Genomic DNA, 15,485 nt, shown 5'->3' on the forward strand with positions numbered 1-15,485 from the left:
CCGCACGTACCGCAGGAGGCCAACTTCCTGAACCCTCACAACGCGGGCCCGGCAGTCGCCCCGTCGTGAGTCGGTGACCGTAGTGGGCGCCACCTCGGAATCCAGCGGCCGGGGTGGCCAGGTCGAATGACCATGGGGGCGGTTCGTCTCAGGTGATGAAGCCGGCATCCCCGATGCCCATGCGAACGCCGCGTCCGGGCCACACCCGGCCCAGGTCCGCACGGGTCAGAAGTGCGACGGTGGAACGACCCCTGCGAACCTCCACCGCAGCGGGCGCACTTCGGGACAGCAGCTGCTCGTCGGCGAGGATCAACGCGTCTCGCAACTGGGCTGCGCCGCCGAGGCAGATCAAGGCGTGCCGTTGGTCCAGCGTCCGGACCTGGTAGGTGTCTTGCCTGCGCCACTCATCGAGCACACGCACGTCGAATCGTGAGATCGCAAGCACCAGTCGTTGCCGGTCGAGTACCTCGACGCGGTCGGCGATGCCCTTGCGGATCCAGAAGCTCGCAATGCCGGCGGCTTGGGCCAGACCGTTCACCCCCGTCACGTCCAGAGGGTTCGGGGGACCTTCCGGTCGCGTGACATGGCGCCGGAACTGGTAGATCGGCTCATCGGATTCTATGCATCCTCCTGGTGTTGTCTCCAGTATGTCTGCCGGCGGGCCGCCCACTCACGGATAGGACACCTGTGAGCAGGGGCGGTTGATTTCACGAGAAGCCTCCAGCACTCCCCTTCAAAGGGACTGCACCCCATGACCATTCACCGGACACGGCCTGGGCCGTACATCTCAGGGCACGCGGCTCTGCCTTGGCTGTTTCGCGGCTCCTGCCAAAACTGGTCTACACCAAGCACCGCAGTCCCAGTATCCTCATCCGTAGCCAGCCAGTAGCACACCGTTCTCTCTCCCCACCCCCACCAGGTTGCGTACTGACGCGAGTGGCACCCCACGACAAACCCCAGCAGCCGCGCGACCTGCCGATTCACCGCCTCTAGGAGGATCTCGGTGAGAGTCCGCACCAGAAGCTCGGCGATCATCGGCACCATCTGTCTCGTCGCTTCCCTCGCCCTCACCACGGCGTCGGCCGACGAGCCCGCCGCCCCACGGCAGGCGGCGCAGATCAGCCTCAAGAACGTGGCCACGGCCCAGAATCCGACGGCCGCCGCCGCCGGTCCCGGAGGGAAGCTCTGGATCGCCGAACGCCCGGGCACCGTAAGGACCCTGGACAGCAAGGGGCTCAGCAAGCCCGTCCTCGACATATCCGCCGAGACCACCACCGACGGCGAACGCGGGCTGCTGGGCATCGCGTTCGACAGGAAGTTCGCGCACTTCTACATCTCGTTCACGAACCTCGAAGGCACCAGCACCGTGGACGAGTTCGCCGTACGGCACGGCAAGATCCAGCCGCACACCCGGCGTACGGTCATCACCCAGACGCAGCCCTATCCGAACCACAACGGCGGCGACATCAAGGTCGGCCCCGACGGCTACCTCTACATCGCGCTCGGCGACGGCGGCTCGGGCGGCGACCCGCACGGCAACGGACAGAACCTCGACACGCTGCTCGGCAAGCTCCTGCGGATCGATCCGAGGGGCGGCAAGCCGTACGCGATCCCGCCGGACAACCCCTTCGTGGACGACCCGAAGGCGCGGGACGAAATCTGGGCGTACGGGCTGCGCAACCCGTGGCGGTTCTCCTTCGACGCGGGCACGGGCGACCTGCTCATCGGCGACGTCGGCCAGAACGACTGGGAGGAGATCGACTGGGCCGCGGCCGGCAGCAAGGGCGGAGAGAACTACGGCTGGTCCCAGATGGAGGGCACCCATCCCTTCCGTGGCGGCACGGAACCCGCGAACCACGTGCCGCCGATCCACGAGTACGACCGCGCCAACTTCGGCTGCTCGGTGACCGGCGGCTTCGTCTACCGGGGTAAGGCAATTCCGGCCCTCAAGGGTCAGTATGTGTACAGCGACTTCTGCGACGGCACCATCCGCTCACTGCAGTTGGAGAACGGCAAGGTGACCGGCACGAACGACCTCGGGGTCAACGGCGGCGAGGTCGTCTCCTTCGCGCAGGGCGGCAATCGCGAACTGTACGTGCTCGCCATCGGCGGCAGCGTCTTCCGTATCGACCCGGCGTAACGACTACCACCCATCGGCGGATCTTCCGCGAGCAGCAGAAGAAAGCCCGCCGCCGGTTGCGCCCCCTGCTCCGCGAAGCCCAGGAGCGGGGGCGACAACCGACTGGAGCGACCCGCTGGTCAGAGGATGAAGACGCTCTGGGCCGTTTCCGTGTGGTACGTCTCGCCCGGGTAGACCAGCCGTGTTGAGATCCCCTCATAGAGCGGGCCGCGCATGATGCGGCCCGCCGATGTCACTGAAGGTATTCGATCGAGTGTCGTGCGTATTCAGCGTGCGGAGGTGACCTCTCCATCACGGGAGTGCGCCGCCTGGCTTCCGTTGCGACCAGAGCCGGGTTTACGCCGAGGGCGTGTGTCGATCGGGGCGGGCACCGGGGGGATGACGCGCAACTCACGGACGAGGAGCGGGAGTTCAGCGGGAGCCGGCGTTTTGCGTGAGCCGTCCGAGCCACGTTTGTCCCAGATACCACGGCAGCGCCGCAGGATCACTTGGCGCGCGAGAGTGAGGCGGCACGGCCGGCCAGGGTGAGGCCGAAGCGCGCGGCRTGGTGGAGGAACGGCGAGACTCCGTCCTGGGTGAACGAGTTCGCGTGCTCGGCGGCGAAACTCTCGATGGTCCGTGGCGGCCGACCGGTCAGGTCGCGCACAGAGGTGCTGACCGTCGCGCCGGCACCGGCGCGGAACAGTTCCGCCATCTCGACCAGATGCTCGACGTACCAGTCAGGCTTTCCCTGGCGCCGGAGCACGTTCGCGGCAAGTCCTGGGGGCGTGTTGACGTACCGGACCCGTTGTCCGGTCGCGTCGGCGAGGACCGTGGCCAGTTCTCCGTAGCCGAACGCGCGCGGCCCGGTGATGTCGTACACGCGATCGTGGTGATGGTCGCCGGTCAGCACTGCGGCGGCGACGGCGGCGATGTCGCGGGCGTCGACCATCGCGATCGGTGCGGCGTCCATCGGCGCGGCGAGCAGACCGAGCTTGGAGACTGTCGGCGCTGCGGTCTCGAGAAGGTTCTGCATGAAGAATCCGGGACGCAGGAAGGTGAACGGCACGCCTGTCTCTTCGATTCGGTGCTCGGTCCGCCAGTGCTGGCGGCCGATTTCCGCCGGGCCGCCGGGTGAGACCGAGGGTGCGATGCCGGACACCTTGACGATGTGACCGACCTTCGCACGGAACGCGGCGTCCACGGCGTTGCCCTGCAGTTCGGCCTGCCGGAGGTCCTGGGCCGAGACGAGGAACACGCGGTCGACGCCCCGCATCGCCCGGTCGAGCGAGGCGGCGTCGCCCAGGTCGCCGACGGACAGTTCTACGCCTTGGTCGGCGAGTGCGACGGCCTTCGACGGGTCGCGGACAAGTGCCCGTACCGGCGATCCTGCTGTGACGAGCAGGCGGGCGACCTCGCCGCCGATCTTTCCGGTGGCCCCAATGACAAGGATCATGCGCCGCCGACCTCCTTTCGGGTTTCAGGGAGCGAACGGACGCGAGCCGGGCGGCAGACATTTCCGCGCACCAAGGACCGGTACAGGTCGGCCGCGCGATCGAGACCGCGGATGTCCGCCATCGCGAACACGATGCGATCCGGACGCACGATCGCGAAGTCGGCGCCGTGCCGATCGAAGAAGTCGAGCGCGTAGCCGTCGAGGTCCTCGACCGCGACGGTGCCGACCTCGCAGCGTGCCAGGCGGTGGCCGGGGCGGCCGATGGAGAGGTACGTGGCGCCGAGCGATGTCCACAGTGCCCGGCCGTCCGATCGCAGATGGGCTTGTGGATCGAGATCGCGCCCGAGGAGGGCCCAGCCGCTGCCGATCAGGTCGTCGAGAGGCCGCAGCCGTCCTTCCGGAGTGCGGACCGTGGGCTGGGGGAAGGCATGCCCCGCGCCGGCTTGACGTCGAGAAGGGTCGAACGCTCCCGAGGAGTACCGCAGGTCGGGCTTGAACCGTCCTTCGGTGAAGTAGGGCAGGTGCGCCGCCTTCTTCAGAAGCGCGTCACGAACCGTGGCGACTCGGCGGCGGCGGGTTTGGACCATGGCACCGGAGAAGCGGGTCAGCCGGGTCATGCGTGTGACATGCGGGCGTCGCTCGTTCTCGTAGCTGTCGAGCAGCGACGGGTCGGCATCGTCTGCGATGACGGCCGCGAGCTTCCAGGCGAGGTTGTGGGCGTCGCGCAGACCCGAGCTGAGCCCCTGCCCGGCGAAGGGTGGCATGAGGTGGGCCGCGTCGCCGGCGAGAAGCACACGACCCGAGCGCCATCGGGCCGCGGCACGGGCGTGGAAGGTGTAGACGATGTGCCGGAGGATGCTGATCCGGTCGGGGTCGACCCATGGGGAGATGAGTCGCCGAGCGTTCTCCAAAGTGGCGAGTTCGGCGTGATTTTCGCCCGGGAGAACCATGAACTCCCAGCGGTGGTGTGTCCCGGGCAGCGGCAGCGTCACGCCTGGACGATCCGGATTCCCGATGAACTGGAAGGACGTCACGTCGGCCAATGGGGCCTCGAGCTTGGCGTCGACGACGAGCCACGGCTGCGCGTAGGTGGAGCCGGTGAATTCGATGCAGCGGAGGTTGCGGACGGTGCTCCGCCCGCCGTCACAGGCCACGACGTAGCGGGCGCGGGTCGCTGTCTGTCGGCCTCTGCAGCCGGCACGGGCCCATACGGTCACGCCGTCGCCGTCCTCGTGGAGCCCTTCTACGCGGGCACCCATCCTGACGGTGACATGGGGGTACCGCGCGGCGCCCTCGTGGAGCACACGCTCGAGCTCGGGCTGGTAGAAGAACGCGAGCTGGGGGAACCCGTTGTGGCCTCCAGTGGGACGCATCGTCACCAGCGGGTCGCCGTGCGCCGAGAGGAACTGGGTGCTCTGTCCCAGATCGAGAACCGGAAGGAGTTGATCGACCAGGCCCGCCGCCTGGAAGACGCGGATGACCTCGTCGTCGGTGGCACCCGCGCGCGGCATGGTGTGTGGCTTGACGTCACGCTCGAGGACGATCGTTCTGATCCCGGCCTGGCCGAGCAGGTTCGCCATCATCGCGCCCACCGGTCCGTAGCCGACGATGACGACGTCTGTGTTCTCTGGGTCTCCCTCGGCCGGGGGGCCCACATGCGACTCGGTCTGAGCGTTCATCGGCGTGGACCGTTCTCTCGTTCGTACCGACATCGAAGAAGATGAAGCTTTCCTCAACACTGAGGATATCTTCAGTTCACATGACGTCAAGAGGTGAGCGCCTGCCGCGCGGGGTCAGACGGACACAGGGAGGCGACGGTGAGCTGTCGCTGACCCGGCACACAGCTGAAGGGAGGTGAACTGATCGTTTCGTGCCGTTGAACCCTCGCGGTGAGACGAAGTTGGGGCGACAACAGCGGAACCCTGTGTGGCGGCCGGACAGATCTTGATGGCCGAAGCAATGTCAGTCGCCCCGAGGAGTGCCCCCTGATGCCGAGCATCACGTCCGCCGAGATACGTACCGTCCCGGCGAACGGCAGACCATCCGCACCGCCCCAAGGCCACGCCCTGCGGCTCGACATCCAGGGGCTACGCGCAGTGGCCGTCGGGCTGGTCGTGCTCTCCCACGCCGGCGTGTCCCAGGTCAGCGGCGGTTACATCGGTGTCGACGTCTTCTTCGTGATTTCCGGCTTCCTCATCACGTCGCTGCTGGTCCGCGAACTCGCCACCACCGGCCGGATGTCGGTCCGTTCCTTCTACGCCCGCCGGGCACTGCGGCTGCTCCCCGCGTCGTCCCTGGTCATCGCCGTCACGCTGGGCGGCGCGTGGCTGTTCCTGTCGAAGGCGCGGCTCGCCGAGTACGCGGGCGACGCGCTCGCGGGCGCGGTGTACGCGGTCAACTTCCGGCTGGCGGCGGCCGGTACGGACTATCTGGCCCAGAACAGCCCACCGTCGCCGTTCCAGCACTTCTGGTCGCTCGCCGTGGAGGAGCAGTTCTACCTGGTGTGGCCGCTGCTCCTGCTGCTCACCTGGCGGGTCGCCCGCGGTCGGCGCCGACTGGTCGCGGTGCCGCTCGGGGCACTGTGCCTGGGGTCGTTCGCGGCGGGCGTTCTCGTGACGAACTCCTCGGCGCCCTGGGCGTACTTCGGCTCGCTCACCCGGGCCTGGGAACTGGGCGCCGGTGCGCTCCTGGCGCTGGCCACCGGCCGGCTGGAGCGACTGCCCGCCGCCCTCGGGGCCGCGCTGACCTGGCTCGGCCTGGCCTGCGTCACGCTGGCAGCGGTCTGGTACGACGACGAGACGCCCTTCCCCGGCTACCCCGCCCTCCTGCCGGTGGCAGGCACCGCCCTCATCCTGGCCGGCGGCTGCGCGCCCACCCCGCGCSGCGCGGGGTGGCTGCTGGGGCGGCGACCGCTCGTGTGGCTCGGCGAACTCTCGTACGGCTGGTACCTGTGGCACTGGCCGCTGCTGGTCATAGCCCCGGCGGCACTGGGTCGCGCCGACGGCACCGCCGAACTGCCGCTCGCGCTCGGGCTGTCCGCGGTGGCGCTCGGTCTGGCGTGGCTGACCCTGCGCCTCGTCGAGAACCCGGTCCGCTTCCACCGGGCCTTCCGCAGGCGCCCCCGCCGTGCCCTGGCCCTCGGGGCCGTGCTGTCCGCTGCCGTCTCGGCGCTGTCTCTGACGGCGACGGCGGTTCCGCCGACGATCGAGGTGGGCGCCCCCGCGCCCGCGCTGGCGCAGGCTCTCTCCGACGCACCGGCCCCGCAGGCACGTCTCACCGAACTCCTGACGTCGTCCCCCACCGCCCTGCCGAGCAACCTCGCCCCGTCCCTGCCGAAGGTGAAGTCCTCACGCTCGGCGGTCTACCGGGACGGCTGCCACGTCGACTACGCCGCCACCCGCACCCGGCCCTGCGTCTACGGCGACCGGACATCGTCCCGTACGGTCGTCCTCTTCGGCGACTCCCACGCGGCCCAGTGGTTCCCGGCCCTGCAACGGCTCTCGAGCGCACGCGGCTGGAAGCTGGTCTCGTTGACGAAGGCTTCGTGCAAGGTCGCCGACGTGACCATCGTGAGCCGCCACAAGCCGTACACCGCCTGCGACACCTGGCGCTCCAACGCCCTGGCAAGGATCAAGACCCTGCGCCCCGACCTGGTCGTCGCCTCCTCCTCGGACGCCGGCGACCCGGCCCGCCCCGCCGGCGACTCCCTCCGCCAGTGGACCACCGGCTTCGAGAACACCTTCCGCGCCCTGGCCACCTCCGGCGCCCGGGTCACCGCCCTGCTCGACACTCCGTGGCCCAACGGGGACCCGATCGACTGCGCCGCCAGGAACTCCCTGCAACTGCACACCTGCGCAAACCACTTGCCGGACGCGACCCGCGACGCGACCCGCGGCACAGCCATCCGCAGCGCCGCATCCACAACGGCCACCACAGTCATCGACCCCACCCCCTGGCTCTGCGCCCCCCGCACCGGCATGTGCCCCGTGGTCGTCGCCGACACAGCCGTCTACCGCGACGACAGCCACCTCTCAGAGGCGTACGCCGAAGCGCTTGCCCCGGTACTGGCGCCATCGCTGGATCGCCTCCTGGGTACGCCCTGAACGATCGCCCAGCGACGCCTGCCCGAGTCCATACGCTTCTCCTCACCCTGCACCGACAACTCCGTACGAAGTCGAATCGTCAGAGATCGTGCGCCGGTGATGTACGGCAGGTGCTGCCATCTCGTTCTCGTTCTCCATATGCCTGAGGGGGAACTCCGGCACGCCAGGTCGAACGCGGCGCCGTCAGTTGTCGCGCAGGGCACCACCCCTTGCCACGACACGGCCCGGCGGTGCCGCTGCGCAAGCGCTGGCGGCACCGCCGGGCCCAGTTTCCTGTGTGGGTCTACTCGGTCACCTTCAGCAGCTTGTTGGGCGTTCCGCTGCTCGGGTTGGTGATCTTGTCGCCGGTTGCCGCGCCGGTGAGCGCGGTGGCGACCTGATCGGGAGTGGCGTCCGGGTGACCGGCCAGGTAGACGGCGGCGGCTCCCGTGACGTGGGGGGCGGCCATGGAGGTGCCGGAGATCGTCTTGGTCCCCTGGTCGCTGTCGTTCCAGTCGGAGGTGATGTCCGAGCCCGGCGCGTACAAGTCCACGATCGAGCCGAAGTTGGAGAAGTCCGACTGGGCGTCGTCCTTGGTGCTGGACGCGACCGTGATGGCCTCGGGGACCCGGGCCGGTGAACTCTGCCCGGCGTCCGCCGACTCGTTGCCGGCGGCGACCGCGAAGGTGACACCCGAGGCGATGGCCTTCTTGACCGCCTCGTCGAGAGCGGGGTCCGCGCCGCCGCCGAGGCTCATGTTGGCCACCGAGGGACCCTGGTGGTTGTTGGTCACCCAGTCGATGCCGGCGACGACCTGCTCGGTGGTGCCCGAGCCGTTGTCGTCGAGCACGCGGACCGCGACGATCTTGGCCTTCTTGGCCACCCCATGGGAGGCGCCGGCGATGGTTCCGGCCACGTGGGTGCCGTGGCCGTTGCCGTCGTCGGCCGTGTCGTCGTTGTCGACGGCGTCGAACCCGGAGGTGGCGCGGCCCTCGAAGTCCTTGTGGCTGATGCGTACGCCGGTGTCGATGACGTACGCGGTCACTCCTTCCCCAGCCTTGTCCGGGTAGGTGTACTTGCTGTCGCCGGCCGTGTCGTTCTGGTCGATGCGGTCCAGGCCCCAGGACGGTGGGTTGTCCTGGGTGGCGTCGATGTGGAACCTCTTGTTCTGAACCACCTTGGACACCGCGGAGTCGGCCGCGAGGCGCTTGGCCTCCGTCTCGGTCAGGCTGCCGGCGGAGAAGCCGTTGACCGCCGAGCCGTAGGTACGGCTGATCTTGCCACCGTACTCGGCGGCGAGATCCCGCTTCTCGGCCGTGGACGCCTTCTGGTCCAGGAGGACGATGTAGCTTCCGGCCACGGCTCCTTCGGCATTCAGACCGTAGACGGTGCCCTCCGCGGGCTGTCCCGCCTGAGCCATGGGGGACAAGTAAAGGCCGGTGCCGACGACGGTTGCGACGGCCGCGATCGCGGTGACGATCTTGGCCTTGCCTGAGCGTTTGTGATGCGCCGTCAAGAGGGGTCTCCTCGTGAAGTGGGGGGATTTGCGTTCGAACGGCAGCGCTGCGCGTGCTCAGGAGAGTGCCGACTTGTCGCGAGCAGATCAATATCTTGATGCGGCCCCGACGCCCGACGGATGGTCGACCTCCACGGGATTCACGCACATTCGAAGCAACCCGAGCGCAAATGTGCAGCACTGAACGCTGGTTGAATCACCAAGGAACGGTCCAGGATTATCTGTGCCGATTTCTTCACCGGTTACTCACGTGCGSTGAGGTTGAGCGTCACCTTGCCCGCGCGTGCGGTGTCGCGGGCAAGGACCAGAGGCTGCGTGGTGGTCGCGGTGGGCCGACACGTACCCGAACCCGGCAGTCGATGACCGGCATTCACCAGCCCCGTGGACGCCGATCCTCAGCAGTTCCGGAGCCCGTCAGGCCACCGCACCTGGACGGGGCACGGCCAAGACGTAGCTGACGTCTGCCTCTTCCAGCGCCACGGCGTGCGTCGGCCTCCACGCTCTACAGCTGCGGGAGCACCTCACCGGCGATGAGTTCCACATGGTCGAGGTCATTGAAGTCGATCAGTCGCAGATGGATACGGCTGGCACCGATCGCGGAGAACTCGCCGAGCCTGTCCACGAGCTGGGCCGGAGATCCGACCACCGGATCCTCCGGCGGCAGCGCGCTCTTGACGTGCAGCGGGGCGGCCCGCCGTTGCGCCTCCCCGTCGGTACGGCCGATGGCGACCACGACCCCGGCCGAGAGCACCAGCGGTGGCTGACCGGCGTCGGCCCGTCCGCTCCGGTCGCACGCCTCGGCAACCCGCTGGTACGCCCGGGCCGTCTCCGCCACCGACTTGAACGGCATGTTGAATTCGTCGGCATACCGAGCGGCCAGCTCCGGGGTGCGCTTGGGGCCGCGGCCGCCGACGATGATCGGCGGCGCCGGCACCTGCACGGGCTTCGGCAGGGCAGGCGCGTCGACCAGCTGGTAGTGGTCGCCGCGATAGCTGAAGCTCTCGCCGACCGGTGTCCGCCACAAGCCGGTGATCACCGCCAGCTGTTCCTCCAGTCGATCGAAGCGCTCCGGGGCGGGTGGGAACGGGATGCCGTACGAGGTGTGTTCCCGTTCGTACCATCCTGCGCCGAGGCCCAGCTCGACCCGCCCCCCGCTCATCCGGTCGACCTGCGCCACCATCACGGCAAGCGGGCCCGGCAGCCGGAAGGTGGCCGAGGTGACCAGGGTGCCCAGCCGGATCCGGGAGGTCTCCCGGGCGAGCGCGCCCAGCGTGAGCCACGCGTCGGTAGGGCCCGGCAGCCCGGGATCGGCGCCCATCGCCTGGAAGTGATCGGCCCGGAAGAAGCCCTCGAACCCGCCGGCTTCGACGAGTCGGGCGAAGCGCAGCTGATCCTCGTAGTCGGCGCCGCGGTGCGGCTCGGTGAAGACACAGATCCGCAGGCTCATTGCCCCTCCGTTTCGGCCGACGTGGATATGTCCCGTTCCATCAGCAGCTCGTGCAGATCGGCGCTGCACCGGGCCACTTCGCCCAGGTGCGCGGTTCGGCCCAGCGTCCTCGGCCGGGGAATGGCGACGTCGACGATCTTGAGGATCCGGCCCGGGCGCGGGCTGAGCACCACCACCCGGTCGGCGAGCAGCACGGCCTCGTCTATCGAGTGCGTGACAAGGACGACTGTTGACGAGTTTTCGATGTGGATGCGCTGCAGCTCCACCGCGAGGTCCGCGCGGGTCAGCGCGTCGAGTGCGGAGAACGGTTCGTCCATGAGCAGCACCCGGGGCTCGCCCATCAGCGRCCGGCACAGTGCGACACGTTGCTGCATACCGCCGGAGAGCTCGTGCGGCCGGTGCTTCTCGAAGCCGCTCAGTCCGGCCGTCTCCAGCAACCGCTTCGCGCGGTCGCGGTACTCGGCCTTGTTCCAGCCGAAGATCTCCACGGGCAGCAGGACGTTGTCGAGGACGGACCGCCAGGGCAGCAGTGCCGGCCGCTGGAACAGCATGGCGACATCCCGCCGGGCCCCGGTGACTCGCTCGCCGCCGATGGTGATCTCGCCCTCGGTGACCGGCAGTAGCCCGGCGATCAGTCGGAGCAGTGTGGACTTGCCGCACCCGGACCGGCCCACCACCGCCACGAACTCACCCTCGGCGATGTGAAGGCCGATGTCCTGGAGCGCCGCTGTCGAACCGGACCGGTTGGTGAAGCTCCGGGACACACCGGTGAGTCTGATCATCCGGCGGTCTCCCCATCCACTGGCGATCGCCATGCCGGCCGGTTCACAACGCCCAGTCAGGCTACCCGCGGCAGGCCGCTCGACGGTACCTGTCGTCCTGTCGGTGCATGCCCCAACGCCCCACACCTGGCCCACAACTACCCATCCCTCGTACGCTGTTGCTCGCACCAAGTGTCATGCCCGCGGCGGTTCTGTCCCGCCGTTCTGTCTCGTCTGTCTCGACGCCCCTCCGCCGGCGCGGTCGGCGGTCGGAAAGGACAACACTGTGCGCATGATCAGGCTCGCCCGCACGGTCGCCGCGGTAGCCCTGACCGCCGCGCTGGCGCTGGTGGCGGGATGTGGCGGCTCGGATTCCGACGCAGGTGCCGGTGGAGACGGCAAGGCATTGAAGAAGGTGACCTACCTGACCTCGTTCGGCAACTTCGGCCGGGACGCGTACGCCTGGGTCGCGAAGGACAAGGGGTTCTTCGAAGAGGCCGGCTTCGACGTGGAGATCAAGCCGGGCCAGGGCACCGGCGGCGTGATTCCGGCCGTCGTGAGTGGCCAGGCGCAGTTCGGCCCCATCGACCTGACGGGAGGTCTGCTGCATATGGGCAGCGGTCAGGCGAAGGACTTCGTCGCGGTGGCCGCCATCCAGCAGCACACCATGGCCGCGATCGCCACCACCGAGGGCAACGGCATCGCCACTCCGAAGGACCTCGAGGGCAAACGGCTCGCCGACACGCCCGGCTCGGTCGTACGCAACCTCTTCCCGACCTACGCCCGACTGGCCGGCGTGAACGCCGACAAGGTGACCTGGGTAAACGGCGAGGCGCAGACCCTGATGGGCACGCTCGCCGGCGGTTCGGTGGACGGCATCGGCCAGTTCGTGGTGGGTAAGCCCACGATCGAGGCGGTGACGAAGAAGAAGGCCGTCCTGTTGCCGTACAGCGACGTGATACCCGACCTCTACGGAAACGTGCTGATCACGTCGAAGAAGATCGCCGAGCAGGATCCGGAGATGGTGAAGCGGTTCACCAATGCGCTGCTCAAGGGCTTGGAGTACAGCCTCGCCAACTCGAAGGAGGCCGCCGAGATCCTTGAGCGGAACGTGGACGCCACGAACCCGACCGCCGCGGCCGCCGAGTTGGAGTTGATGGCCGAGTACGTCACGCCGGGCGGTTCCGGCACGGCACTCGGGACGCTGGACTCCGCGCGGGTCGCGAGGAGCATCGCGATCCTGGAGCGAGCGGGCGCGCTGCGGCAGGGAATGACCCCTGAGCAGATCATCGACTTCGACCTGGTGCCGAAAGCCTGATCGCGCAGCGCTGGAGAAGGGCCGCGCTGGGAGAAGGATGGGATGACCGAACTCTCGAAGCCGCAGCAGGCCCCCGCGGCGGGCCCGGAGCCGGTGCCCGTCCCGCGAGTCGGTCCACGTCGCAGGACTGGCCTCGCCGCCGTGCTGCTGCCCTTGGCCGGGCTTCTGGTCGCGCTCGGCATGTGGTGGCTTGTCACCTCCGTGCTGGAGGTGATCCACCCGGCAGTGCTGCCTCCGCCAGGTGCCGTGCTCTCGGCGTTCGCCGCGGCCCCGGTCCGGTTCCTGGAACATGCCGGCGACACCACCCTGGAGACGGTTGTCGGGTTCGTCCTCTCCAGCGGCTGCGGTGTTCTGATCGGACTGTCCCTGGCGGGCTCGCGGGTACTGGAGCGAATGTTCACGCCGCTACTGGTCGCCGTCAACGCGGTTCCGAAGATCGCGCTCGGGCCGCTGTTGGTGGGAGCCCTCGGTTGGGGGCAGAAGCCGGTCCTGACCATGGTCTTCCTGCTCTGCTTCTTCCCGATCGTGCTGTCCACCGCGACCGGCCTCACGTCGACCCCGGCGGACCTGGCCGAGTTGGCGCGCTCGCTGGACGCCTCGCGCTGGCAGGCGTTCCGGAAGGTACGGTTGCCCGCCGCACTGCCGCAGATCTTCGTCGGGCTGAAGGTGGCCATGCCTCTCGCCGCGATCGGCGCGGTCATCGGCGAGTTCCAGGCGGGTGAGAGCGGGCTGGGCTATCTGATCGTGCAGGCGGGTGGGGTCGGCGACACCGCCACCGCCTGGGCCGCGATCATCCTGATCGGATTGATGAGTATCCTGCTCTACTTCGCTTTGGTGTTGCTGGAACGGTTGGCGCTGCCCTGGGTCAGGGACACCACCTCGCGCGGCTGAACCGGCTGGACTTGTGGCTGGCTCTGATGGGCCAGCGCCACGCCGACCAGGGGCCAGAGCGCGCCGGAGCGCGCGGCGACCGGACGCCTGACCTCGCAGATCGCCCCGCACCGGCGTCGGCGTCCTGGACAGGCAAGCCGTGAGGGTCAGTATCGGGCAGGACAGCACGCCTGCCATCGGGGTTCACTCACCCTTTGACCTGCGCATCCAAATTGGCGCAGGCTCAACGTCGGTGAACCATCCCCCGGCTTTCCTGCCGCCCCGTGCCGCCGGTGACCGCACGGGGCGAACATCTATTGCTCAGGCGGTCGCCAGCAACCGGAGTGAGTTGCTCCCGGAGCACCCCGCTCTTCACTCATTGATTTCAGAGCATGATGAGCAGACGTGTATTCGGCTTGAGCTTCCTGTTCACCGAACGACTCTGCACGTATACCTCCAACTTGGGATTGTTCCCCGCTTTCACGGAGAGGGTCCCCTGGACGTCCGTGCCGAAAAGAAGGCTGCGTGCCGCGTCGCCCGTATAGGCTCGGTCGGTGTCCTTTTCAACCACGATAACTTCCTTGTCCTGCTGAACCTGGGCCCGGACGCCCAGCTGGTAGTAGCAGGAACCACGTTCGTACGTCACGCCCGGATGCGAGTTGACGAAGGGGCGTATTTCGACCTCCTTGTCGACTTTCAGCAGCCGGTACTTGTCGGCCGGAATCGGTTCGAGGTTCGCCCGCACCTCGTCAACCGATATGTCCTGACCGACGGCGAACAGGTTCTTCGTGCCGCGCACCCCGTGCTCGCGCCCGCGGAGGAAGCTGGTGGCGGCAGCACGCACGGTGCCGATCGCCTCCTCGACGCCCTTCTGGGAATCCGCATCCCAGATGGCGATGTTCCCGGCCGGGAACCCGTAGTTCTGGGCGGTCCGCTTGGCCAGGGAGTTCGGAACGAGGATCGCGGAAGTCCAATGGCCCGGAAGCCCGCCCATCTTGGCCGTGATCCTGTCGAGCCAGGGGCCAAGGATGGCCATGTCGCCGTCGTGCCGCCTGTCGCCGCCGGAGGCGTTCTCCTCGCCGTCCGTCACAACGATCTGGAGGAAGCTGTGCTCGCCGTATTCCTCCCAGATATGGCCCAGGTCGTCGAGGGACTTCAGAGAAGCCTCGATGAGGGCTGTAGCGCCGTTGTTGACCTGGTACAGCCCCCGCATGGACGGCAGATGCTTAACGTCCATGTCCCAGACCAGATTCTCCACCTTGTGGTCGAAGGAATAGAGGCTGATCCGGGTCTCGTGGCCGAGACTGTCCGACTCGGCCTTCAACCCTGCCACGAACTCGTCCACAACTCGAATGAGTTGACTCTGGTGCGGGTGCATTGAACCCGAACAGTCCACCACCAGCGCGACGTGATTCACCTTGTGCTGGATCTTGTTTGCGGACATGTTTGTGCTCCCCCTCTGAGGCAGGCTCCCCAAGTGATGTCTCCACTCTATGGGGAGGCACTGACAACGGCCTTTGACGCTCAATCACCTGCCTGCAGCAGGCGTTGCGTCCGGCATCCACGAGAGGCCCGGCGATCAACCATGGCAGCTCACCGGAGGCGGACCGTCGTGCTGCTTCCAAGCCTGATGGCACCGGCATGACCAAGATTCGGACCAGGCGCACCAACTCGGCTTCGCATGAGGCGATTCCACCCCATTGCCGCAGGGCAGAAGCGAGGCCGAAGGTGTTCCCCAAAGAGACGGAGAACCTGCTGGGCCGACCGGGCACCGCATGCACGAACCCGTACCCGGACACGGCGGAGAAGGCGGAGGTCGAGGGGAACTTCGGCGGCGAGCTCGTCGGGCGGGCCCCGGCGGCGGATCCTGAGCTGATCGTGGACTGACGCATGCCGCACCATGCATGAGGAAGACG

At 68.1% G+C, this 15,485-nt stretch carries 12 protein-coding genes; 5 read left to right on the forward strand and 7 right to left on the reverse strand.

The window, feature by feature from the left end; translation table 11 throughout:
- Positions 1-148: 148 nt before the first annotated feature.
- Positions 149-547 carry a hypothetical protein gene (locus tag EAO75_RS29860; protein WP_147998260.1) on the reverse strand — a complete coding sequence of 133 codons (399 nt, stop codon included), beginning with the start codon at positions 545-547 and terminating at the stop codon, positions 149-151.
- Between the two features lie 456 nt (positions 548-1,003).
- On the opposite strand from EAO75_RS29860, the gene EAO75_RS29865 reads away from it, so the two are divergent.
- On the forward strand, positions 1,004-2,140 hold the full coding sequence (locus EAO75_RS29865) for a PQQ-dependent sugar dehydrogenase (RefSeq protein ID WP_147998261.1): 1,137 nt from the start codon (positions 1,004-1,006) through the stop codon (positions 2,138-2,140).
- Positions 2,141-2,624: 484 nt separating this feature from the next.
- Here EAO75_RS29865 and EAO75_RS29870 read toward each other — a convergent pair whose 3' ends face one another.
- Together EAO75_RS29870 and EAO75_RS29875 are read right to left on the reverse strand one after the other, a co-directional pair.
- The gene (locus EAO75_RS29870) at positions 2,625-3,575 is read right to left on the reverse strand and encodes an SDR family oxidoreductase (RefSeq protein WP_147998262.1); all 951 of its coding nucleotides are present in this window, start codon (positions 3,573-3,575) and stop codon (positions 2,625-2,627) included.
- Positions 3,572-5,287 carry a bifunctional 3-(3-hydroxy-phenyl)propionate/3-hydroxycinnamic acid hydroxylase gene (locus EAO75_RS29875; protein WP_147998263.1) on the reverse strand — a complete coding sequence of 572 codons (1,716 nt, stop codon included), beginning with the start codon at positions 5,285-5,287 and terminating at the stop codon, positions 3,572-3,574. The genes EAO75_RS29870 and EAO75_RS29875 overlap by 4 nt, the downstream gene beginning before the upstream one ends.
- A 276-nt stretch (positions 5,288-5,563) precedes the next feature.
- Here EAO75_RS29875 and EAO75_RS29880 point away from each other — a divergent pair, with 276 nt between their 5' ends.
- Entirely contained in the window at positions 5,564-7,678 is a 2,115-nt protein-coding gene (locus EAO75_RS29880) for an acyltransferase family protein (protein WP_147998264.1), read from the forward strand.
- Positions 7,679-7,961: 283 nt separating this feature from the next.
- Here EAO75_RS29880 and EAO75_RS29885 read toward each other — a convergent pair whose 3' ends face one another.
- The 3 genes from EAO75_RS29885 to EAO75_RS29895 form a co-directional block, all read right to left on the reverse strand.
- Positions 7,962-9,173, reverse strand: coding sequence for a S8 family peptidase (locus EAO75_RS29885; RefSeq protein WP_147998265.1), 1,212 nt, complete (start codon positions 9,171-9,173; stop codon positions 7,962-7,964).
- 502 nt (positions 9,174-9,675) lie between these two features.
- On the reverse strand, positions 9,676-10,620 hold the full coding sequence (locus EAO75_RS29890) for an LLM class F420-dependent oxidoreductase (protein ID WP_222723997.1): 945 nt from the start codon (positions 10,618-10,620) through the stop codon (positions 9,676-9,678).
- Positions 10,617-11,402 carry an ABC transporter ATP-binding protein gene (locus EAO75_RS29895; protein WP_147998266.1) on the reverse strand — a complete coding sequence of 262 codons (786 nt, stop codon included), beginning with the start codon at positions 11,400-11,402 and terminating at the stop codon, positions 10,617-10,619. The genes EAO75_RS29890 and EAO75_RS29895 overlap by 4 nt, the downstream gene beginning before the upstream one ends.
- Positions 11,403-11,673: 271 nt before the next feature.
- Here EAO75_RS29895 and EAO75_RS29900 point away from each other — a divergent pair, with 271 nt between their 5' ends.
- Positions 11,674-12,699 carry an ABC transporter substrate-binding protein gene (locus tag EAO75_RS29900; RefSeq protein ID WP_147998267.1) on the forward strand — a complete coding sequence of 342 codons (1,026 nt, stop codon included), beginning with the start codon at positions 11,674-11,676 and terminating at the stop codon, positions 12,697-12,699.
- Positions 12,700-12,741: 42 nt separating this feature from the next.
- Positions 12,742-13,590 (forward strand): ABC transporter permease, encoded by an 849-nt coding sequence (locus EAO75_RS29905; RefSeq protein ID WP_147998268.1) that lies wholly within the window; start codon positions 12,742-12,744, stop codon positions 13,588-13,590.
- 364 nt (positions 13,591-13,954) lie between these two features.
- On the opposite strand, the gene EAO75_RS29915 is transcribed toward EAO75_RS29905, so the two are convergent.
- Positions 13,955-15,013 (reverse strand): vWA domain-containing protein, encoded by a 1,059-nt coding sequence (locus EAO75_RS29915; RefSeq protein ID WP_147998269.1) that lies wholly within the window; start codon positions 15,011-15,013, stop codon positions 13,955-13,957.
- Between the two features lie 284 nt (positions 15,014-15,297).
- On the opposite strand from EAO75_RS29915, the gene EAO75_RS29920 reads away from it, so the two are divergent.
- A complete protein-coding gene (locus EAO75_RS29920) occupies positions 15,298-15,456 on the forward strand; it encodes a hypothetical protein (protein ID WP_261989484.1) in 159 nt (52 codons plus the stop codon).
- Positions 15,457-15,485: the final 29 nt, after the last annotated feature.

The organism is Streptomyces sp. UW30, from assembly GCF_008042075.1.
GTDB lineage: Bacteria > Actinomycetota > Actinomycetes > Streptomycetales > Streptomycetaceae > Streptomyces.